Annotated in this window: 20 protein-coding genes; 12 read left to right on the top strand and 8 right to left on the bottom strand. The window is 73.3% G+C overall.

All coding sequences use genetic code 11. The features are described 5' to 3' along the window. Nucleotides 1–247: 247 nt before the first annotated feature. From AB0F71_RS10300 to AB0F71_RS10310, 3 genes are all read left to right on the top strand, one after another. The gene (locus AB0F71_RS10300; protein WP_360230619.1) at nt 248–1,300 is read left to right on the top strand and encodes a sugar ABC transporter substrate-binding protein; all 1,053 of its coding nucleotides are present in this window, start codon (nt 248–250) and stop codon (nt 1,298–1,300) included. An 83-nt stretch (nt 1,301–1,383) separates the two neighbouring features. Continuing rightward, nucleotides 1,384–2,973 carry a sugar ABC transporter ATP-binding protein gene (locus AB0F71_RS10305; RefSeq protein WP_360230621.1) on the top strand — a complete coding sequence of 530 codons (1,590 nt, stop codon included), beginning with the start codon at nt 1,384–1,386 and terminating at the stop codon, nt 2,971–2,973. Next, a complete protein-coding gene (locus AB0F71_RS10310) occupies nt 2,957–3,988 on the top strand; it encodes an ABC transporter permease (protein ID WP_360230623.1) in 1,032 nt (343 codons plus the stop codon). Before AB0F71_RS10305 ends, AB0F71_RS10310 begins: the two co-directional genes overlap by 17 nt. Before the next feature lie 166 nt (nt 3,989–4,154). On the opposite strand, the gene AB0F71_RS10315 is transcribed toward AB0F71_RS10310, so the two are convergent. After that, nucleotides 4,155–4,280: a hypothetical protein gene (locus AB0F71_RS10315; RefSeq protein ID WP_360230625.1), complete on the bottom strand. Its 126-nt coding sequence runs from the start codon at nt 4,278–4,280 to the stop codon at nt 4,155–4,157. Nucleotides 4,281–4,403: 123 nt separating this feature from the next. Between AB0F71_RS10315 and AB0F71_RS10320 the strand changes: the two genes are divergently transcribed. The 3 genes from AB0F71_RS10320 (at nt 4,404) to AB0F71_RS10330 (ending at nt 7,208) form a co-directional block, all read left to right on the top strand. Next, entirely contained in the window at nt 4,404–4,595 is a 192-nt protein-coding gene (locus AB0F71_RS10320) for a hypothetical protein (protein ID WP_360230627.1), read from the top strand. A gap of 301 nt (nt 4,596–4,896) precedes the next feature. Beyond that, nucleotides 4,897–5,826: an ROK family protein gene (locus AB0F71_RS10325; RefSeq protein WP_360230629.1), complete on the top strand. Its 930-nt coding sequence runs from the start codon at nt 4,897–4,899 to the stop codon at nt 5,824–5,826. A 161-nt stretch (nt 5,827–5,987) separates the two neighbouring features. Continuing rightward, nucleotides 5,988–7,208, top strand: coding sequence for a HEAT repeat domain-containing protein (locus AB0F71_RS10330; protein WP_360230631.1), 1,221 nt, complete (start codon nt 5,988–5,990; stop codon nt 7,206–7,208). 73 nt (nt 7,209–7,281) lie between these two features. On the opposite strand, the gene AB0F71_RS10335 is transcribed toward AB0F71_RS10330, so the two are convergent. From AB0F71_RS10335 to AB0F71_RS10350, 4 genes are all read right to left on the bottom strand, one after another. After that, on the bottom strand, nt 7,282–8,592 hold the full coding sequence (locus tag AB0F71_RS10335) for a HAMP domain-containing sensor histidine kinase (protein ID WP_360230633.1): 1,311 nt from the start codon (nt 8,590–8,592) through the stop codon (nt 7,282–7,284). After that, a complete protein-coding gene (locus AB0F71_RS10340; protein WP_360230635.1) occupies nt 8,589–9,254 on the bottom strand; it encodes a response regulator transcription factor in 666 nt (221 codons plus the stop codon). The genes AB0F71_RS10335 and AB0F71_RS10340 overlap by 4 nt, the downstream gene beginning before the upstream one ends. A gap of 820 nt (nt 9,255–10,074) precedes the next feature. Next, complete coding sequence (locus AB0F71_RS10345; RefSeq protein ID WP_360230637.1) at nt 10,075–10,476, bottom strand: hypothetical protein; 402 nt, start codon at nt 10,474–10,476, stop codon at nt 10,075–10,077. Between the two features lie 253 nt (nt 10,477–10,729). Continuing rightward, a complete protein-coding gene (locus AB0F71_RS10350) occupies nt 10,730–10,870 on the bottom strand; it encodes a hypothetical protein (RefSeq protein ID WP_360230639.1) in 141 nt (46 codons plus the stop codon). A gap of 435 nt (nt 10,871–11,305) precedes the next feature. On the opposite strand from AB0F71_RS10350, the gene AB0F71_RS10355 reads away from it, so the two are divergent. The 3 genes from AB0F71_RS10355 to AB0F71_RS10365 all read left to right on the top strand — a co-directional run bounded on the left by AB0F71_RS10355 (nt 11,306) and on the right by AB0F71_RS10365 (nt 16,281). After that, entirely contained in the window at nt 11,306–11,854 is a 549-nt protein-coding gene (locus AB0F71_RS10355; protein WP_360230641.1) for a GNAT family N-acetyltransferase, read from the top strand. Between the two features lie 251 nt (nt 11,855–12,105). Then, nucleotides 12,106–13,872, top strand: coding sequence for a cellulose synthase catalytic subunit (locus AB0F71_RS10360; RefSeq protein ID WP_360230643.1), 1,767 nt, complete (start codon nt 12,106–12,108; stop codon nt 13,870–13,872). Nucleotides 13,873–14,061: 189 nt separating this feature from the next. Further along, nucleotides 14,062–16,281: an acyltransferase family protein gene (locus tag AB0F71_RS10365; protein ID WP_360230645.1), complete on the top strand. Its 2,220-nt coding sequence runs from the start codon at nt 14,062–14,064 to the stop codon at nt 16,279–16,281. Between the two features lie 88 nt (nt 16,282–16,369). On the opposite strand, the gene AB0F71_RS10370 is transcribed toward AB0F71_RS10365, so the two are convergent. The 3 genes from AB0F71_RS10370 to AB0F71_RS10380 all read right to left on the bottom strand — a co-directional run bounded on the left by AB0F71_RS10370 (nt 16,370) and on the right by AB0F71_RS10380 (nt 18,672). After that, nucleotides 16,370–17,263 (bottom strand): pentapeptide repeat-containing protein, encoded by an 894-nt coding sequence (locus AB0F71_RS10370; RefSeq protein WP_360230647.1) that lies wholly within the window; start codon nt 17,261–17,263, stop codon nt 16,370–16,372. Beyond that, the gene (locus AB0F71_RS10375; protein WP_360230649.1) at nt 17,253–17,609 is read right to left on the bottom strand and encodes a hypothetical protein; all 357 of its coding nucleotides are present in this window, start codon (nt 17,607–17,609) and stop codon (nt 17,253–17,255) included. Before AB0F71_RS10375 ends, AB0F71_RS10370 begins: the two co-directional genes overlap by 11 nt. 400 nt (nt 17,610–18,009) lie before the next feature. Further along, nucleotides 18,010–18,672 (bottom strand): hypothetical protein, encoded by a 663-nt coding sequence (locus AB0F71_RS10380; RefSeq protein WP_360230651.1) that lies wholly within the window; start codon nt 18,670–18,672, stop codon nt 18,010–18,012. Between the two features lie 126 nt (nt 18,673–18,798). Between AB0F71_RS10380 and AB0F71_RS10385 the strand changes: the two genes are divergently transcribed. Genes AB0F71_RS10385 through AB0F71_RS10395 form a run of 3 tightly spaced genes read left to right on the top strand, consistent with a single transcriptional unit; the run spans nt 18,799 to nt 20,305 of the window. Next, entirely contained in the window at nt 18,799–19,029 is a 231-nt protein-coding gene (locus AB0F71_RS10385; RefSeq protein WP_360230653.1) for a hypothetical protein, read from the top strand. A gap of 41 nt (nt 19,030–19,070) precedes the next feature. Continuing rightward, nucleotides 19,071–19,565 carry a hypothetical protein gene (locus AB0F71_RS10390; protein ID WP_360230655.1) on the top strand — a complete coding sequence of 165 codons (495 nt, stop codon included), beginning with the start codon at nt 19,071–19,073 and terminating at the stop codon, nt 19,563–19,565. A gap of 8 nt (nt 19,566–19,573) precedes the next feature. Further along, nucleotides 19,574–20,305, top strand: coding sequence for a class I SAM-dependent methyltransferase (locus AB0F71_RS10395; protein WP_360230657.1), 732 nt, complete (start codon nt 19,574–19,576; stop codon nt 20,303–20,305). The last annotated feature ends 77 nt before the right edge of the window (nt 20,306–20,382 follow it).

A 20,382-nucleotide genomic window follows, 5' to 3' on the forward strand; every position in this document is an offset into this window, starting at 1 on the left:
GCTCTGGCATATGTGCAGGTCAGAGTGCAGGTCACAGATCTTTTCCCTGCGGGTTGGAAACCTTGATGTTACGGTTCGGAATCATCCGAGGTCTTCTCTTGTCAGCCTGATGACAGCCTCGTAAGGTCCTCACTACCGCAAGCCATCCGATGACTGCGGGAGGTGTGATCCGCTCCTCCGTCGCGGACCGAACCGGTTTCCGCCCAGTCCCCAGGACGCCGGCATCCCAGCCAAGGAGATCAGCACCATGAAGCTTCGCTCCTCCAGAATCGCGGCCACGGCCGCCACCGTGGTCGTCCTGGCGGGGTTCGCCACGGCCTGCAACCGCGGCAGCGACGGGACTTCGTCCGCCTCGGGCGGCGGAAAGCCGGCGATCGGCGTCGACCTGCCCCGTGCGGACTCCGACTTCTGGAACTCCTACGCCCAGTACGTCAAGCAGGACGCCTCCTCCCAGGGCCTGAACACCCTGCCGGTCAGCAACTCGCAGAACGACGTGACCAAGCTGGTCGCCAACGTCCAGGTCTTCCAGAACACCGGCGCCAAGGCCGTCGTGATGGCACCGCAGGACACCGGGGCGATCGCCTCCACCCTCGAGCAGCTGTCCGCCAAGAAGATCCCGGTGGTCAGCGTCGACACCCGCCCCGACAAGGGCAACGTCTACATGGTGGTGCGCGCCGACAACAAGGCCTACGGCACCAAGGCGTGCGAGTTCCTGGGCAAGCAGCTCGGCGGCAAGGGCAAGGTGGCCGAACTGCAGGGCGCGCTGAGCTCCGTCAACGGGCGCGACCGCTCCGAGGCGTTCTCCGCCTGCATGAAGGAGAAGTTCCCCGGCATCGAGGTGATCGAGCTGGCCACCGAGTGGAAGGGGGACGTCGCCTCGGCGAAGCTCCAGTCCACGCTGGCCGCCAACGCCGACCTCGGCGGCATCTACCTGCAGGCCGGCGGAGTCTTCCTGCAGCCGACCCTGGCGCTGCTCCAGCAGAAGGGCCTGCTCAAGCCGGCCGGCCAGCCGGGCCACATCGCCATCATCTCCAACGACGGCATCCCGCAGGAGTTCGACGCCATCCGCAAGGGCGACATCGACGCGACCGTCTCCCAGCCCGCCGACCTCTACGCCAAGTACGCGCTGTTCTACGCGCAGGCCGGCGCCGAGGGCAAGACCTTCCAGCCCGGCCCGACCGACCACCAGTCCACCGTCATCCAGCTGCCCAACGGCCTCGAGGACCAACTGCCCGCGCCCCTCGTCACCAAGGACAACGTCGACGACAAGAGCCTCTGGGGCAACAGCGTCAGCAAGTAGTCCCCCGGACCCCGTTGAGCGGCGGCCGGCACGGTTCCCGAGCCGCCACTCCCGGACATCCCCCAGCGGAAAGGACCTCCCCCATGGCGGACGCCAGCCCCGTCCGGGGCCCCGTCGTCGAGGCCGACGGGATCAGCAAGCGCTTCGGCGCCACCGTAGCCCTCAGCGACGCGCGCATCTCGGTCGCGCCCGGCGAGTCGCACGCCCTCGTCGGCCGGAACGGCGCGGGCAAGTCCACCCTCGTGTCGATCCTCACCGGCCTGCAGAACCCCGACACCGGCACCCTGCGGTTCAACGGCGAACCGGCGCCGGCCCCCGGCGACACCGACGCCTGGCGCTCCAGGGTCGCCTGCGTCTACCAGCGCTCCATGATCATTCCCGCGCTGACCGTCGCCGAGAACCTGTTCTTGAACAGGCACAGCCTGAACAGGCTGGGCGGCTCCGCGCTGCGCCCGATCAGCTGGAAGCAGCTGCGCCACCGCGCCGCCGAACTGCTCGCCGAGTACGGCGTGGACGTCGACCCCACCGCGCGTGCCGAGGAACTGACCGTCGAGCAGCGCCAGTTCGTCGAGATCGCCCGGGCCCTGTCCTTCGGGGCCCGCTTCATCATCCTGGACGAGCCCACCGCCAAGCTGGACGCCCGCGGCATCGAGCGGCTCTTCGACAAGCTGCGCGCACTGCAGGAGCAGGGCGTCGCCTTCCTGTTCATCTCCCACCACCTCCAGGAGGTCTACGACCTCTGCGCCACCGTCACGGTCTACCGCGACGCCCGGCACATCACCACCGCACCGGTCGCCGAACTGGACCAGCAGGCACTGGTGGAGGCGATGACGGGCGAGCGGGCGGGCGGCACCGAACCCGCGTGGTCGGTGCAGGGGCGGAGGCGCCCGGACGTCGACCCGCTGCCGGCCGTCGACCCGCTGCTGGACGTCTCCGGCCTCACCCTGGCCGGCGCCTACGCGGACTTCTCCCTGACCGCGCACCCCGGAGAGGTCGTGGGGCTGGCCGGTGCGGCCGCGAGCGGCAACGTCCAACTCGGTGAGACCCTCGCCGGCCTGCACCGGCCCGCCAGCGGCACGGTCACCGTCGCAGGCCGTCCGGTCCGCACCGGGCGGGTCCACGCGGCCCTCGCGGCCGGCATCGGCTTCGTCCCCGAGGACCGGCACGTCCAGGGCATCATCCCCCAGCGCAGCGTCGCCGAGAACGCCACCCTGACCGTCACCGACCAGCTCGGCCCCTTCGGCACGGTACTGCCCGCACGCACCCGGGCGTTCGCCGAGCGGATGATCAGGGACCTGGACATCAAGACGCCCGGCGCCTCCGCCCCGGTGTCGGCCCTGTCCGGCGGCAACCAGCAGAAGGTCGTCATCGCCCGGGCGCTGGCCACCCAACCGCACGTCCTGGTCGCGATCCGGCCCACCAACGGCGTCGACATCAAGTCCAAGGAGTCCCTGCTCGGCACCGTGCGCGAGGTCGCCGAGGCCGGCAGGACCGCCCTGATCGTGTCCGACGAACTCGACGACCTGCGGGTCTGCGACCGGGTCCTGGCCATGTTCCACGGCCGCGTCGTCGCCGAGTTCGAGCACGGTTGGAGCGACGAACAGCTGGTCGCAGCCATGGAGGGCGTGTCCGGCCCGACCGATACGAAGGAACCCCATGCCTCCCACCACTGAGGTCCGCCCCCACGCGGCCACCGCCGTCGCCGGTGGCGCCGAGCGCCGATTCCAGCTCGCCCGCTACCGCGACCTCTCCCTGGTGCCGGTCCTGCTCGTGCTGGGCGTCATCGGCTTCATCGTCTCGCCCGCGTTCCTGACCTCCGACAACCTCCTCGGCGTCGGCCAGCAGGCCACCGAACTGAGCCTGCTGGTCCTCGCCGAGGCGCTCATCCTGATCGCCGGACGGATGGACCTCTCCCTGGAGTCCACCATCGGCGTCGCCCCGGTGATCGCCGTCTGGCTCGTCCTGCCCGACCACGGCGCCCGCTTCAACGGCCTCGGGCTGTTTCCCGAATGGACCGCCATCCCGCTGTGCCTGCTGGTCGGCGCGCTCATCGGCGCGATCAACGGCTTCCTGATCCTCAAGCTGCGCCTCAACGGCTTCATCGTCACCCTCGGCGCGCTCACCCTGCTGCGCGGCCTCCAAGTCGCCGTCTCCCAGGGCCAGTCCATCGTCAACGTGCCCGACTCCTTCCGCTACCTCGGCAGCGCGAGCTGGCTCGGCGTCCCGGCCGCGATCTGGATCTGCGCCCTGCTCTTCCTCGCCGGCGGCAGCGCGCTCGCCTGGCTGCGCCACGGCCGCGCCCTCTACGCGATCGGCGGCAACGCGGAGGCGGCCCGGGCGGCGGGCATCCGCGTCGACCGGATCGTCTGGGCCGTGCTGATCCTCGGCGGCCTGCTCGCGGCATTCGCCGGCATCCTCTACACCGGCCACTACGGCTCCATCTCCGCCGACCAGGGCAACGGCTGGATCTTCCAGGTCTTCGCCGCCACCGTCATCGGCGGCGTCAGCCTCAACGGCGGCCGCGGCACCCTCTTCGGCGCCCTCACCGGTGTCCTCACCCTCCAGCTGGTGGTCAACGTCATGACCCTCGCCGGCGTGCCACCCCTGTGGAACCAGTTCCTCAACGGCGCGATCATCATCATCGCGCTGATCATCTCCCGCTACGCCTCCGGCGAGAAGCAGGAGTGACCGGTCCCACGACCTGAACCGCCGGAGCGGCGCCACCAGTCCATCGGGGAACTGGTCGCGCCGCTCCGGTCTTTCTCTCCCCAGCCCGGGCCCGACCACTTCGGTGGCGTGCCGGAGCCCCGTCCGCGTCGGAATCGGCACGGGAAGACATGCTCTTGACGGTCCGTCAGCTATCGATGAGGTCGGACTCCTCCGCAGGGCCGACGGAGGTGCTGCCGGCGACCAGCGGCGAGGCGCCCGCCTCGGTCGCCGACACGATCCGGTGGTCGGCGTGGGCGCGCAGGCTGACCACGCGGTTGCTGACGTCGGCCGCGAAGACGTGCAGCGCGGGTGCCGCGCAGGCCGGCGGGAGCGCGCTCCCGGAGGGCAGGTGGCCGCGAGTCCGGTGACCCGCCGGTGGAGACCGACTTCGGCGATGGCGGCGTTGGCGCGGGAGTCGGTGGTGCCCACCGACCCGTCCTGCGTCCGCGGCAGCCACGGCCGCCTCCCGGACGACCCGCAGGACGCCTCCGTCCTGCTGTGCTCCAGCCGCGAGCACGCCCGTGACCGCTTCCACGCCACCCAGGTGAAGCGGTTCCTGCTCTCCTGCCTGGGGGTCGGGGGTTGAGGGCCCGGTGGGTGCCGCTCGTTGTGCGGAACGAGTGGCACCCACCGGACCGGTCGATGGGTCGGGCCATCCGCCGTCGGAGGCCGACCAGGGGGAGCCGCGGCTTCCTCGTAATGAAGATTAACTATATCTGGGTGCGAGGGCAACCGCCCAGCGGAGGCGGGCGGCGGGGCGGCGGGGTCGCGGGCAGGGGCGGGGCGGGACGGTTCATCAGATCCTCAGGGTCCCCGTGGCACTGTGAGTGGCTGGCCGGGGTGCGGCGGAGAACCCCCCGGCGACATCCAGGAGCAAGGAGCGGCGCGTGCCATCGCCTGTAGTGCTGGGCTTCGACATCAGCGGGACCCGGATCGCCGTCGCCGCGACCGACACGGGCGGTGTCCGGCTCGGGTCGGACGTGGTGCCGACGCACACCGAGCCGAGCCCCGCAGGCTGCCTGGCCCGGGCCGTGGGTGCCGCGAGGGTCCTGCTGGAGCGGGTGGCGCCCGGCCGGGCGACGATCGGGGTCGGGGTCTCGATGCTCGGCGTCCTGGGCGAACGGGCGGGCGCCGCCCCGCCGACCGATCAGGACTGGAGCAGCCCGGCCGTGCGCCGCGAACTCGCGTCCGCGTTCGGGGGCGCCCGGGTCCGGGTCGCCACCGACGTGATGGGCGCCGCCCGGGTGGAGGCCGAGTACGGTTCCCTGGCCGGCGCCGACCCGGCGGTCTACCTGAACCTGGGTACCGGCCTGGCCGTCGCCATCGTGGTCGGCGGCGAGGTCGTCCTCGGCCGCAACGGCACCGCCGGCGGGATCGGCCGCAACCTGCGCCGGATCGCCGACGTGGGGCAGCCGACCGAGGACCGGATCCTGCTGGAGGAGGCCGTCAGCGGCAAGGCACTCCTGAAAGAGGCCCTCACCGTGCTCCCGGGCCTGGACAACGCGTGCCACGCCCTCGCCGATGCTGCCCGACACCCGCAACTGGCCGGTCTTCTGGCCGAGTTCACCGCCGAGCTGGCCTTCCACCTCACGAACCTGGCCATCGCGGTCGATCCGGAGCGCATCGCGGTGGGCGGCAGCATGGCGCGGGCCTGGGACGTCCTGCACCCGCCGCTGAGCAGGGCCCTCGCCGCCGCCGTGCCCCACCCGCCGGACCTCGTCCTGGCGGACTTCCCCCTCAACACCCCGTTCCTGGGCGCCCTGGCGCTCGGGCAGGCGGCAGCCCGCGACGCACTGGCGGCTGCCGCACCCGGGTGAGAGCCGGCTTCCGAAGGTCCGGGGCAACAGACGGCCAGGTCAGGAAGCGAACGGGGTTGGGTTCAGAGGCCTTTGGAGGGACGGACCACGGTGCTGAGGAGGGGGACAGCCTCTGGGTTCGACGTCGAAGTCGAACCCCTGATGTGCCAGGATCTGTCGCTGTGATCAGCGACCCTCTTGCCGGCCTGGACGATGTGCCCTGGGCTGAACTGCGGCACTCCTACGGCAGGGCGGACGACGTTCCCGGACACCTCAGGGCGATGCAGGCGGGGGACCGGGAGGGCGATTACCCGCCGAGTGTGCAGCTCGCGAACCACATCGTGCACCAGGGCACGCGATCGCAGGCTGCGGTGTACACCGTTCCGTTTCTTGTGCGGATGGCGCTCGATCCGAGGCTGGTCGACAGGCACCGGTTCGTTGCTCTGCTGGTCGCCATCGCGATCGGGTTGGACAACAACCACCTGCCGGACGGCTACGACCCCCGGGAGGACCGCGACCAGCTGGCAACGCTGCGAGGTGAGGCCGACGACCGGGCCAGGTGGATCGCCGAAGCCCCGGACGACGAGCAGCGCCAGTGGCGCGAGGCGAGCTGCGAGCAGGTGCTCATCGACGCCGAAGCGATCGTGTCCTCCTACAACGCCGTTCGGGAGGCACTTCCCGCACTCGCCGTCCTGCTGACCTCGGACAGCCCTGAGCTGCGCGCCGAGACGGCGAACCTGTTCGCGTGGTTCCCCGAGTCCGCTTCGACGTCGATCCCGTTGCTGAAGGCGCTCGTCGCCGATGAGGCCTCGCCCGGCGTCGCGGCGACGGGCCTGGTCGCCCTCGGGCTGCTCGGCGATCCGGCGGCCGTCCCCTTCGTCGAAAGTTACCTCGACAGCCCTGTCGTCGAGCTGCGCTGGGCCTCCGCCTTCGCGCTGACACGGCTCGGCATCGCCGACCCGGCCGTCGTCGACGTGCTGATCCGGGTCATCGCCAGGCCGCCGGAGAGGACCGAGACCATGCCTTTCCTGAGCGGCTCCTACCGAAGCCTCGCAGTGCTGGCCCTGGCCGAGACGTCCGAGGCCACGACGCCCCGGGCGGTCGAGGCCATGCTTGTCGGCCTGGCCGACTGCATGGGCGTCGACTGGCACCCCGACAGGTACTACACGGCACACGGGCTGTTCACGCTGGTCTTCCCGGGCGAGCCCGCCGAAGTGCCGCAGTCCTTCGGAGATCTGAGCGACGTGCAGCAGCGGGTCGTACGGTTCCTCGCCGACCAGGACGACGTCGGCTGGCCGCACCACGTGGCGGACGCTCTGAACCGGTGGAAGGTGCCGACCGGGCGCTCCGACCTACGCGTATACGTCGGGAGTGTCCAGACCAGCCGCCAGGCCGACATCTGACGTCGGGTGCCGGTGAGGCCGAATCGGGCACCTCCGCGATGAGCCTGCGCCCGTCGCGGGCGGGGCGGGAGCGTCAGCGCTTCTGGACGGGCAGCCGCAGGAGGAACCTGGTCCCGCCCCGGTCGCTGGTGGCGACGGTGAGCGAACCACCGTGGGCGTGGGCGACCCAGGCGGCGATCGACAGGCCGAGGCCGCTGGAACCCTTTCCGCTGCGGAACCGCTCGAAGAGGCACTCGGCCAGCTCGGGTGGGATACCGGGACCGGCGTCGTCCACCGCGACGGTGCCGTCCGAGGCGACGGTGATCTCGATGTCGGCCGGCTGCCCCGGGGCGTGGCCGTGGGTGAGTGCGTTGCCCAGGAGGTTGGCGACGGCGCGGCGCAGCAGGCCCGCGTCGGCGAGCACGACCACCGCCTCGGTCCGGACGGTCACCCGGTGCCCGTCCGTCGGGGTGTCGGCGACGACGGTGTCGACGAGCTGGTCGAGCCGCAGCGGCTCCCGGTCCAGCTGTACGGCACCGGCCCGCAGCCGGGCGCGGGTGAGCAGGTCGTCGACCAGCTCGCTCATCCGGGTGGACTGGCGCAGCGTGCGGCGCATGACCTCGGTGCTGTCGGCCTCCCCACGCAGCCCCGTCTCGGCGAGTACGCGCAACGAGGCGACGGGGGTGCGCAGGTCGTGCGCGGCGTCCGCGAAGAACGCCTCCTGCTGGTCGAGTGCCGCCAGGGCCGGCCGTACGGCCCGTCCGGCGAGCCAGCGGCCCGCCGCGGCCGAGGCGGCCACCAGGACCGCGCAGGCGATGGTGAGGAGCAGGGTCAGCCGTTGGTGGTCGTCCACGTTGCCCGAGATGTCGACCGCGGCGACCGCGACGGCCCCGGAGTCGTTCGCGCCCGGACCGGGGAACGGCTGGGCGTACAGGTGGAGGCGGTGGCCGTCCGGTGTCGTCGTGGTGCTCTCGGCGGTGTCCTGCTCGTGTCCGGCCTCGTCGGCGACGGCCTGCAGGTCGTCGGCGGGGACGACCAGGCAGGGCCGGTGCGGAGCGGCGATCGGGGAGACCTGACCGCCGGACTCCTTGAACAGGGTCACCGGGGGGCAGTCGTAGTCGCCCTCCTTCGGGTCGGGGTAGGTGAGGTCGCCGTCCTCGTCGTAGTGCAGGTTCGCGACGATCTCGCTGGTCCGGAGCCTGAGCTCGGTGTCGACCTGGGCGCGCCAGGACCGGTCGTCCCCCTGCACGGCGATGATCGCCATGCCGACCAGGCCGAGCGCGCTGACCAGGCCGAAGAGCAGGGCGATGCGGCGTCGCAGCCGCCGGATCCGGCCCTTCGGCGTGGGCGGGGTCCGGCGGCGGCGCGGGCGGCGGATGCGGTCGGCCAGGGCCGGACGGCTCACGCCTGCGACTCCAGGCGGTAGCCGACCCCGCGCACGGTGTGGATCAGCGGCGGGTCTCCCAGCTTGCGGCGGAGCTGGGAGACCAGGACCTCGACCACGTTCGAGTTGGGCTCGGTCAGCTCGTCCCAGCAGCGTTCGATGAGTTCGGTGCGGCGGACCGCCTCGCCGGGCCGGGCGGCGAGGGTCTCCAGAAGGGCGAACTCCTTGATCGTGAGAGCCAGGAGGACTCCGTCGCGGTGCACCGTGCGGCCGGCCGTGTCGATCTCCAGGCCGCCGCAGCGGACCACCGGCGGGCGGGTGACGGCGGTGCGCCGGCACAGGTTGCGGACCCGGGCCACCAGTTCCGGCACGGCGAAGGGTTTCACCAGGTAGTCGTCGCCGCCGGTGGCGAAGCCCTCGACCCGGTCGGCGACGGTGTCACGCGCGGTGAGGAAGAGCACCGGCAGGGTCTGGCCTTCGGACCTTATTCGGCGCACGTAGTCCGCCGAGTCACCGGCAGGCAGCATCCGGTCGAACACGACGCAGTCGTAGGCGGTGACGAACAACGCCTCGTCGGCCTCGGGCAGGTCGGCGGCCTCATCCACCGCCAGGCCGTTGCCGCGCAGCGCGGCCGCTACGGCGAACCGCAGGTCCTCGTCGTCCTCGACCACCAGTACTCGCATGTCGTTCAGGGTAATGACGCCCGATGACGGAGGCGTCGGCGGACGGGGGCGGAGCTCCCGATGCGGGGCGGCTGTGCCGAAGAGGGCCGTGCACCTCCCCGTGCCCGGGGGGATTCGACACCTGGGAGGTGCACAGCCAGTCGCCGGTCCGCGGCCGCCGCTAGGGCAACGGACCGGCGTTGTCCACGGCTGCCTCCCCCTCCGCGTGAACCGGGAAGGCGTCGCCGCCGACGTCGAGGATCATCGCAGCAGGAACCTGAGGATTCGATGAGCGTCGGTACGGCCTCCGGTCGCCGACTTGATCCCTGCCACGAAGCGGGCCGAGTTGCCCCGGCAGTGGCGAGCGGCGATCCGGTGCTGCCCGGTCGCTGCGGCCTGCCGACAGACCGTCTTCGGGGAAACCGCGCTCGGGCTCGCCGTCGTCCTCAGCGCGGCCTCCGCTGCCAGGAGCGCCGCCAGCACGACCGCCACCAAGCAGGCCCGCCGGAGGAGTGATCCGGCCCGCGCCGGTAGCCGGCGCCAGTGCCGGACGACCTGCCGCCGGGCGGCGACCAAGGCGAAGGTGCAGCGCTTCCGTACCGCCCGGACCAGGGAGGCCGTCCCGGGCCGAGCGCTCGGATGGCGGGCCTTCCGGTCGTTCCGTATGGACTCCTGCATGGCTCTGCTCCGTCCTGCGTCCACCGTCGGTACGTGGCGACAGCCTGGCTGGGAGCAGCTGAGGATTCGGTGAGCATGGACCGGGTCGGTCGGCGGCGCCGGTGACGGGCTCACCGGCAGCGGCTTCGGTCCGTCACAGGACGTTCACGGTGCGCTGTGCGGCCTACCGCCGGTGCGCCCGGTGGAGTGCCTCCTCGACCAGCCCGACCTGCTCGCGGACGGCCTTCGCCCAGGTCTGCTCGCGGAGGTAGGCCTCGATGGTCTCCGTGTCGTCGGCGCGCCGCGGCGCGCCGAGCAGGGCCGTTCGCAGCGCCCGCAGGCCCGCCTGCACGGCGAGGATCTCGGCATCCAGGTGGAGCCGGACCAGGTGGGCCAGGTGCAGCGGATTGCGGTGGAACACCTGCTCGTGTCGCCAGCGCGCCGGGGCCAGGTCGAACAGCCAGTCCGTTGCGGACCGTTCGAACTCCCTCGTGCCGGGCCTGCGGACCGAACCGGGCCATCGAATCGACGGCGGACGCACCGCTCCGGGCGCGGAATATGCGCCGGAAGCCGGGATGTTGGTCATGGTTCATCACCCTGATTCCATGGAACATGGAGCCACTGACCCGCTCGGCGGCGCCGGCCCCGGCAGTGGACGCGAGCAGGGGGACTGCCGGTCGTTCGCACATCTTCGGGGGCCGCGTGGCCGGAACACTTCGGGTGCGATGAGTCTCGGGGCGCGCGACCGGACCTGTCAAGGCTCGCCCAGGGGCGCGTCCCATGGGGCCGCGCGCGGGGTTGGAACGGGGTAGCGGCCCCGCTCCGGCCCATGACCCGGCTCAGTCGAGGCCGAGTACCGCGAGGGCGGTGGTCCAGTCGGTGGCGATGGCGTGCTGGGCGGGGTCCAGGTTCACCTGGTGGTTGCAGACCGCGCGGTAGAGCTTGTACTCGACCTTGTCCTTGTCCCCAATCTTCGCCACGACTGGAACCTCGACTCGGCGCGGGTCACCGTCCTGGTACCGGAACGTCCGGCCGAGCTGGCCCGCTCCTACGGTGCGTCCACGCCGCCCACCACCGTGCTGATCGGCGCCGACGGACAGGTGCTGAACCGTTGGCCCGGCACTGTCGCCCACGCCCAGGACATCGCCCCGCTTCTGCAGTCCCTCTCCAACTCCACTCCACCGACATCGAGTTGAATCGGAACGGCCTGTCCGGGTGGGCCGTCCGGGCAAGGAGCTGACCGTGGGCCCCTCATCCAAAACTCATGCGCGCGCTGCGACGATCGACGTGCGTCAACTTCCGGAGGGGAGAGGGGCGGGGCCGGCCGCGCGCTTGGGCCGAGGCGGCGATGTGGCACGATGCATAAAAGTCGACATTCACCGGAATGCCGACCGTCCCGAGAACGAGGTAGCTCCATGCCCGAGACCGCCGCCAGGACCCCCGGTGAACCGACCTTCCGCCCCGCGACCCTCGACGACGTCCCGGCGCTGGTCGAGCTGGTCGAGTCCGCCTACCGGGGTGAGGCCAGCAAGGCCGGCTGGACCACCGAGGCGGACCTGCTGGGCGGGCAGCGCACCGACGCCGAGGGGGTGGCGGAGGCCGTCGGCCACAGCGACGGGCTGGTGCTGCTGGCCGAGCGCGACGGCGAGCTGCTGGCCTGCTGCCAGTTGGAACGGCGGGGCGAGCGGGCGTACTTCGGCATGTTCTCGGTGCGCCCCGGCCTCCAGGGCGGCGGGATCGGGCGGCTGGTGCTCGCCGAGGCGGAGCGGCTGGCCGGCGAGGAGTGGGGGGTCGGCGCGATGGAGATGACGGTCATCGAGCAGCGCGCGGAGCTGATCGCCTGGTACGAGCGCCGCGGTTTCCGCCGTACCGGCGTGTACAGCCCGTTCCCGTACGGCGACGAGCGGTTCGGTGTCCCGCGCCGTCCGGACCTCCGGTTCGAGCAGCTGGTCAAGGAGCTGTAGGGGCGCGGGGGTGTCGGGGTGGGTGCGGGGAGGGTGCCGGGGTGGGTGCGGGGCGGGTAAGGGCGAGGGTCCGGGCGAGGGGCGGATTCGTTGATCGTTTGACGGTCTGTCGTCCTACTGATGCGACGTCAAGTCGCTGAACAGGGGCGATGCGGAGATGTCACACCTCGTTCATGATTGGTCCAGACCAATGTGAGAGGCTGAGGACGTACGGCGAAGTTCCGTCCGATGCCCAGGGGGGCCATTTCCGCATGCCCGTACTCCATGGCACCGCCATGTCCGCGCCCGACACCGGTCCGCGCCGGACGCCCGCGGACCCCGACCTCCGACTCCCCAGCCCGCCCGACGACCAGGAGCTCTACTGGTACTTCGGCCCGCAGCGCCGCTGGGTGCTGCTCTGCGCCACCCTCTCCTACGCGGGAGCCACCGCCACCCTCGGCCTGTTCGCCCTCAGCAAGCCGCTGCTCTGGCCGTTCCTGGTGCTCACCGTGCTCAACGCCGCCACCTGGCTGCTCTCGCTCACCGACGGCCAGCGGGCCCGCCGCTTCACCCGCGATTCGCACGACCTGCTGCTGCGCGCCTGGAGCCCCGCCCGCCACCCGAGCGTGGACCTGCTGCTGCCGACCGCCGGCGAACCGCTCGCCGTCCTCGACAACGCCTACCGGCACACCGCCGCCGTCCAGTGGCCCGGCGAGCTGACCGTCCTGGTCCTCGACGACGCCGACCGCCCAGAGGTGCGCGAACTCGCCCGCTCCTACGGCTTCCAGTACCGCGCCCGCCCCGACCGCGGCCGCTTCAAGAAGGCCGGCAACCTCAACCACGGCCTGGCCGAGGGCACCGGCGAGGTCATCGCCGTCCTCGACGCCGACTTCTGCCCCCGCCCCGACTTCCTGCACCACCTGGTGCCCTACCTTGACAACCCCGAGGTCGGCATCGTGCAGAGCCCGCAGTGCTTCGACACGGACGCCGACATGTCCTGGCTCGAACGCGCCGCCGGAGCGACCCAGGAGATCTTCTACCGCTGGATCCAGCCCTCCCGGGACGCCCAGGACGGCACCGTCTGCTGCGGCACCAACGCGCTCTACCGACGCGCCGCCCTGCGACGGATCGGCGGCTTCGCCGAGATCGACCACAGCGAGGACCTCTACACCGGCCTCGCCCTCGCCCGGGCCGGCTGGAGCACCCGGTACGTCCCCGCGCTGGTCGCCAAGGGCATGTCGCCCACCGGCCTGCCCGCCTTCATCAGCCAGCAGTACCGCTGGTGCCTCGGCTCGCTCGCCCTCGTCCGCGACCCGGACTTCCGCGGCGGCCCGCTGCCCCGGTCGGCCCGACTGTGCTTCTGGAACGGCATCCTCGGCTACGTCACCAGCGCGGTGAACGTGTTCGCCGTGCCGCTGCCCGCGCTGATCATGCTGTTCTTCGCGCCCGAGGAGATCCAGCCCTGGCAGGTCCTGCCCTTCCTGCCGCCGATCTGGGTCGCCCTGGTGCTGCTGCCCGCGATGTCCCGCACCCGCTGGCGCTTCGAGGTCACCCGGGTCCAACTCCTGGGCGGGCTCTGCCATGTGATCGCCATCGCGCACGCGCTGCGCCGCCGCTCCGCCGACTGGGTGCCCACCGGTGCCGTCTCCGGCGGGACCGCCCTGGCCCGCGGCGTCGCCCGCCTCGGCGTCGGCTGGCTCGGCCTCGTCGTCCTCGCGGGCGCGGCCGGCCTGGTGCGCGCCGGGCTGGAGTACGGCTGGCGACCCTTCTGGGCGCTCGCCGCGCTGCTCGGGCTCACCGCGTACACCATGATCCCGCTGATCAGGTCGCTGTGGCCGCTGCTCGGCGCGGGCCGGGCCGTGCGGGCCGCGGACGGTGGCAAGGGCGCCGCCGTCGGAGAGGTCGCCGCACCGGCGCGGCGCCGCACCGGGCTCGGACCCGACCTCGGCTTCGGCCGGGCGGAAGCCGTCGCCGTCACCGCGGTGCTGCTGCTCTGCGGGGTGCTCGCCTCCGGCTGGGCCGACCCGCTGATCTTCTGAGCGGCTGGTCGGCCGACCAGACGGTCGGTCGACCTGTTGACCTGTTGACTAGTTGACCTGTTGAACCGCTCGTTCTTCCCCGCTGCGTTTCCTTGCGCGTCGCCCCACCGGCGCGGACCCCCGCCGCCCGGCCGCCCCATCGGCCCGGCGGGCCCGACCATCGCCGCCAGCCCAGCAAGGAGCACCGCCGTGCCAACGGCCGTACCACCACCGACGTCGTCCACGTCCTCCGAAGAACTGCTGCCCGGAGTCGTCCGGGTGGACCGGCAGGCCGCTGCCGCCGGAACCACCTCCGCCTCCGCCCCGGGCACCTCCTCCGCCTCCGGCATCGTCGCGTCGACGGGTGAGCCCCGCCGCCGCGCCGCCTTCCGTCCCGACATCGAGGGACTGCGCGGCATCGCCGTGCTCTCCGTCCTCGCCTACCACGCGGCCGTCCCCGGCCCGACCGGCGGCTTCGTCGGCGTCGACGTCTTCTTCGTCATCTCCGGCTTCCTGATCACCGGTCTGCTCACCGGCCGCCCGATCGGCCTGTGGGACTTCGCCGCCCGCCGCGCCCGCCGCATCCTGCCCGCCGCCGCCACCGTCCTGGTCGCCACCGCCGCCGCCGGCGGCGCCCTGCTCGACCCGCTGCGCGGCACCGACCTCGCCCACGACCTGATCGCCGCCGCCGGCCAGTTCGCCAACTGGCGCTTCGTCGGCCAACAGACCGACTACCTCGCCGCCGAACACGACCCCAGCCCGCTCCAGCACTTCTGGTCCCTCGGCGTGGAGAACCAGTTCTACCTGCTCTGGGGTGTCCTGCTGCTCGGCCTCGCCCGCTACCTGCACGGGCGCCGCCGGACCCTGGCGATCACCCTCGCCACCCTGGCCGTCGGCGGGGCCTCGCTGGCGCTCTGCCTGCGCTGGACGGCGACCTCGGCGCCGCTCGCCTACTTCTCCACCGGCAGCCGGCTCTGGGAGTTCGCCGCCGGGGCCTGCGCCGCCCTGCTGGGCAGCGCCCTCGCCGCCCGTACCGCTGCCGGTACCGTCGCCCGCACCGCCGGCCGTTCTGGCGCCCGTGACCTCGCCCCCGCCCCCGTCGCCGGGCGCGGCTCCGGACGGGCCACGACCTGGGTGCTGCGGCTGCTCGGTTGGGCGGGCCTGGCGGCCGTGCTCGGCTCGGTCCTCCGGTACGACCGCACCACCCCCTTCCCCGGCGCGGCCGCCCTGCTGCCCGTCCTCGGCACCGCGGCCCTGCTGCTCGCCGCCCCCGCCGACCGGATCCTCGGCGGCGTCCTCGCCGGTCGCCCGCTGCGCGCCGCCGGGCGCCTCTCGTACGCCTGGTACCTGTGGCACTGGCCGGTGCTGACCATCGCCCAGGCCCGGTACGGCCAGCTGACCTGGCCGGTGCTGCTCGCCCTGACCGCCGCCAGCGCGCTGCCCGCCTGGCTCACCCTGCGGCTCGTCGAACAGCCCCTGCGGTACGGCAGCAGCCCGGCACCCCGGCGCGGCCTCGCCGTCGGCGCCAGCGCGCTCGTCATCCCGCTGATCGCCGCACTCACCCTCGGCGGCGGCACCGTCCGCGCGCTCGGCGGCACCGCGGACGCCCGGACCGTCGCCCCCGCCGGGGCCGTCGACGGCCCCGCGCTGCTCGCGCCCGGCACCCGGGTGCTCGGCCTCACCCCCTCGCTCGCCCGCGCCCGGGAGGACTTCCCGCCCGGCAAGGGCTGCGAGATCCCGCTCAACGCCGACAGCAGCCCCCGCTGCCTCTTCGGCAACCAGGACAGCCCCGACCGGATCGTGCTGCTCGGCGACTCGCACGCCGGGCAGTGGATCTCCGCCGGGCTCGCCCTCGCCGAGCAGCGGCACTGGGCCCTGGAAGTGCTGGTCAAGCCCGGCTGCCCGCTGGCCACCCTGACCGTGCGCAACAACGTCCTCGGCCGCACCTTCGACGAGTGCGACCGCTGGCGCGAGAACACCCTCACCCGGCTCACCTCCGGGCCCAAGCCCCGGCTGGTTCTGTTCTCCGGCCTCAACCGCTACGGCAGCCAGGAGGAGCGCACCGAGGGCTGGACCCGCACCCTCGACCGCCTCACCGCCCTCGGCGCCCCGCTCGCCTACCTCGGCGACACCCCGATGCCGGGCAAGGACATCCCCACCTGCCTGGCCGCCTCCGACGGCCGCTCCGACGCCTGCTTCTTCCCCCGCGACACCGCCTTCGAGCCCGACCCGATGCTCGACGGCGGCCTCGCGGCCCGCTACGGCGTCCGCACCCTCGACCTCGGGCCGCTGCTCTGCCCGGGCAGCGGGGCGAGCTGCCCGGCCGTGCTGGAGGGCGTGGTGCTCTACCGGGACACCGGGCACATCACGGACACCCTGGCGCGGGTGCTGGCGCCGCGGATCGACAAGGGGGTGCTGGGCGCGCAGTGAGCACCCGGTGGGCGTGACGGACTCCGCGCGGCCCCGCGCCGCCCCCGCCTCCCCTCGCCGACCCGCCGCCCCGCGCTGCCCCGCGGGCTCAGATCAGCACCGGCTCGCGGGGCAGCTCCTCCAGGCGGGAGTCCGCCCCGACGATCCGGAACACCCCGGGCCCCACCTCCTCGGAGCGGCTGCGGATGTCCATGTAGAGGTGGGCGGGCCACTCCGTCCGCAGCGACCAGCTGACGCCGATCAGATCGGCGCCGTCCAGCCGGGCGCCGGTCAGGTCCGCGTCGGTCAGATCGGCGTGGGCCAGGCCGGCGCCCGTGAAGTTCCCGTCGACCAGGACGGCGGCCGCTAGGCAGGCATGGTCCAGGGTCGCGCGGGACAGGTCGGCGCCGGTGAGGTCCGCCGAGGTGACGTACGCCTGGCTCAGGTCGGCCCTGGCCAGGGCCCCGCCGCGCAGCGTCGCCCCGGCCAGCACCGCCCCGCACAGCTGGGCCCGGCGCAGGTCCGCCCCGTCCATGGCGGCGCCGGTGAGCAGGGCGTAGCGCAGATCGGACTCCGGCAGCCGGGTGTCGCGGAGCCGGGCGCCCGCCAGGTGGGCGTTGAAGAGCTGGGCCCGCACCAGGGTGGCGCCGGACAGGTCGGCGGCGTACAGGTTCGCGTCGTCCAGCGTCGCGTCCGACAGGTCGGCGCGCCACAGTTCGGCCTGGCAGAGGTTGATGTCGGTCATGATCGCCGAGCTCAGGTCCACGTCGTGCAGGCGCGCGCCGGCCAGGCTCGCGCCCGTCAGGTCCGCCGCCCGCAGGTCCGCCCCGGACAGGTCGGCTCCGGCCAGCTCGGCGTTGTGGAGCACCGCGCCCGGGCCGGGCACCCGGAGCGGCTCGAAGGCCAGCGCGGCCCGCAGCCAGGTCCGGAAGCCCTCCCTCGGCGGCTCCGCGGGCCGGGCCGCCGCCGACCCCCGTCCGTCCCGTACGGAATCACCGGCCACGACGCCTCCTCCGCTGGTCGGCCCCGTCGGCGGGGCCGTACCTGACGCCCATCCTGGCGTTCACCCGGTCGTTCACCCGGTTGTTCACCCTGTCGTCCACCCGGGGCACGATCGGGGTCCGGCGCGGTCCGGGCCGTGGCTCGGCACCGGTCCGGGGCGGCGAGGGGAGCTCCGGACGTGACGGGCCGCGCGCGAACATCTGCTGCAGGATCTGCGGCGCCGCGATGCCGATCGCCAACGCCCCCACCGGGCCTGCCACCTGGTTCGAGGCGGTGGACGCCGCCGTCACGATCACCCCGACGCTCAGCCGGATCGCCACCGCCACCACGTACGGGGCCAGCTTCATCTGCCCCCGGTACGTCCACGGGAAGCCGCCCACGGAGTTGATCCGCTCGTGGAGGGTTCACGCCTCGATGGCAGCCGCGCCACCGAACCCCCACAGGCATGCAGCCAGCATCTGCATCCGAGCAACTCCTCGCACCCACCGCACCGTTGATTCCCGACGGCCCTCTCGCCGACCATGCTGGTGCACCGGGCCGTGCACTGCCGGGCCCGGCACCCCGCAGGGCACCGATCCTCGGGAAACACCGGCGTTCCGGGGGCGGGGGCGGGCTCGCCGTGGTATAGCGATCGGGCCCTGGGCGTGGGCGTGGGTGTGGGTGCGGGTGCGGGCGTGGAGGTCGGTGTTGGCGCGGGCGCCGGTGTCGGTGCGGGCGTCGGTGTCGGTGCGGGCGTCGGCGTTCCGGTCAGCCGTAGACGCCGCGGCAGATCCGCGCCTGCTCGGAACCGGCCGGCCAGCGGCCCACCCGCTCCGCCTGGTCGCAGATCGTCCCCGGGCCGAGCGAGGGCAGCCCCGGCGTACCCGGGCCCGCGTTCGGTGCCGGGCGGCCGGACGGGCTCGGCCGCGGGCTGCGGCCCGCCTTGGTGTGCGGTGAGGCCGAGGCGTGCTGGGCCCCCGTCTGCTCCGCCCCGCTGCCCGGGGCGGCCGCCGCGGCCGGGTCGCCGCCGCCCGGCAGGGCCGGGGTGCCTGCCAGCGTGGGGGAGGGGCCGGGGGACGGCGAGGGCGTGCCGGCCGGCGGAGCGAGCGGCAACAGGCCGGACGGCGTGGCCGACGGCGAGGCCTCCGGCAGGGCCACCACCCGGACGTCGTCGCCCGACCCCGGACCGCACATCACCAGCAATGCGGCCAGCACCACCAGCGTCCCGCCGGCCGCCACCGCCCGGGCCTTCCGCGACCGGCGCCGCGGCGGGGGTGTGCCGCCGGGCGGCGGCTCCGCCTGCGACGGCCCGGCCTGCGGGGGCGCCGTGCGGAACGGCTCCGCCTGCGACGGGATCGGGAGGGGTACGGGAGGTGGTTGCCAGGCGTTCGACGGCCACTGCCACTGTCCTCCGGTGGGCTGCCCAGTCATGTGCTCGTCCTTCCAGCGCCGCCCCCGCCGTTTCTACCGTGCTCAACGAGCGCGCCGACCACGGGACATGACCCGGAAGAGGGGCCTGGACGGGCGCTGATTGCCGCCGACCCACATGCTGGGGTCATGGAGACCAACAGCACGTCCGCACACCTGGTCGAGGTGGCCGAGTTCCGGACCGACAGTCGCTACCGCCTCGTCCACCTCGAAGGCCACGGCTGGGAGCCCCTCGCCCCCGAGGAGTTCGAACCCCGCCTCCACCAGGTCTTCCCCGACCTCGACCCGCACGACCCCGTCAAGGTGCACTGGGCCGACCGCCCCTGGGAGTGGCCGAGTTGGCACCCCGGCGAAGCCTGAGTCAGTGATCGCCCCGACGACGGGTTCGCTACGCTTTCCGGGTGAGCGTGGATCACTTCTGGCGCCGCCTGCCAGGTCAGGCCGTGGACGCCTGCTCGCCCGAGGAACTCGGCGAACTCGTGCCCCGGAGCCGCGACGTCCGCTACGACCGGCTGGTCGCCGCCGGACTCGCCCTCGGCGTACGGCGGACCGCCGTCCTGATGGAACTCGCCCTCACCGAGAACGGCCTCCACCCCGACCCGGCCGCCCGGCTCCCCGTCTACGGCGGCACCCGCCGTGACATCGGGGTCGGGATGCCGGTGCTGCGGCCCGACCAGGTGGCCGCCGCCTTCACCTTCCTGCGCGACTCGGCGCTCGGCGAACTCGTCCGCCAGCAGGACACGGTGCTCGCCCGGCGGGTCGCCCAGCTCGACCTCGAACCGCCCTGGTCCGAGTCCTGGGCCGCCCGCGTCGTCAACGACCTGCGCGAACTGCGGGACTTCTTCGCCGGCGCGGCCGCTGCGGGGGATGCCGTCGTCGTCCGGGAATCCGTATGAGGGAACCGATGCGCTCCACTGAACCGATACGCCCTGCCGATCCGATAGGGCCCGCCGACCCGATAGGGCCCGCCGACCCGACGCGCCTGGTGGGCCCGGAGCGCACGGCGGACCCGGAGCGCCCGCCGGGGACGGTCGGCTACGGCGAGGCGGCGGAACAACTCGCCGTCCAGTACGAGAGCGTGGACTTCGCCGAGGTCCACCGCTCCCTGCTGCACCTCTATCCGGCCGCGCCCGCCGCCGTCCTCGACATCGGCGCCGGCACCGGCCGCGACGCGGCCGCCCTCGCCGCCCTCGGCCACCGGGTCACCGCCGTCGAGCCGACCCCCGAACTGCGTGCCGTCGGTGCCCGCCTGCACCCCCGGGCGGGCATCCGCTGGATCGCCGACGCCCTGCCCGACCTGCCCGAGCTGACCGCACGCGGCGAGCAGTACGACCTCGTCCTGGTCACCGCCGTGTGGATGCACCTCGCCCCCGCCGAACGCCCGCCCGCCATGCGGGCTGTGGCCCGCCTCCTCGCCCCCGGCGCCCGCCTCGCCCTCACCCTGCGCCACGGCCCCGTCCCGCCCGGCCGCCGGATGTTCGACCTCCCGCCCGACCGCACCACCGCCCTCGCGGAAGCCCACGGCCTCCACCTCCTCCACCAGGGCGAGCGGTCCGACCTGCACGCCCGCGCGGACGTGAGCTGGACCGAGCTGGTCTTCCAGCGCGGCCACCGACCTCCGCCGCCGTTGCTCTGACAGCGGTCCCCGCCGTCGCGGGGACGGCCTTCACCGCCGCCGGGGTGCTGCTGGTCATCGCCGTCCGCTGGGGACAC

This window comes from Kitasatospora sp. NPDC028055 (assembly GCF_040637885.1).
GTDB lineage: Bacteria > Actinomycetota > Actinomycetes > Streptomycetales > Streptomycetaceae > Kitasatospora.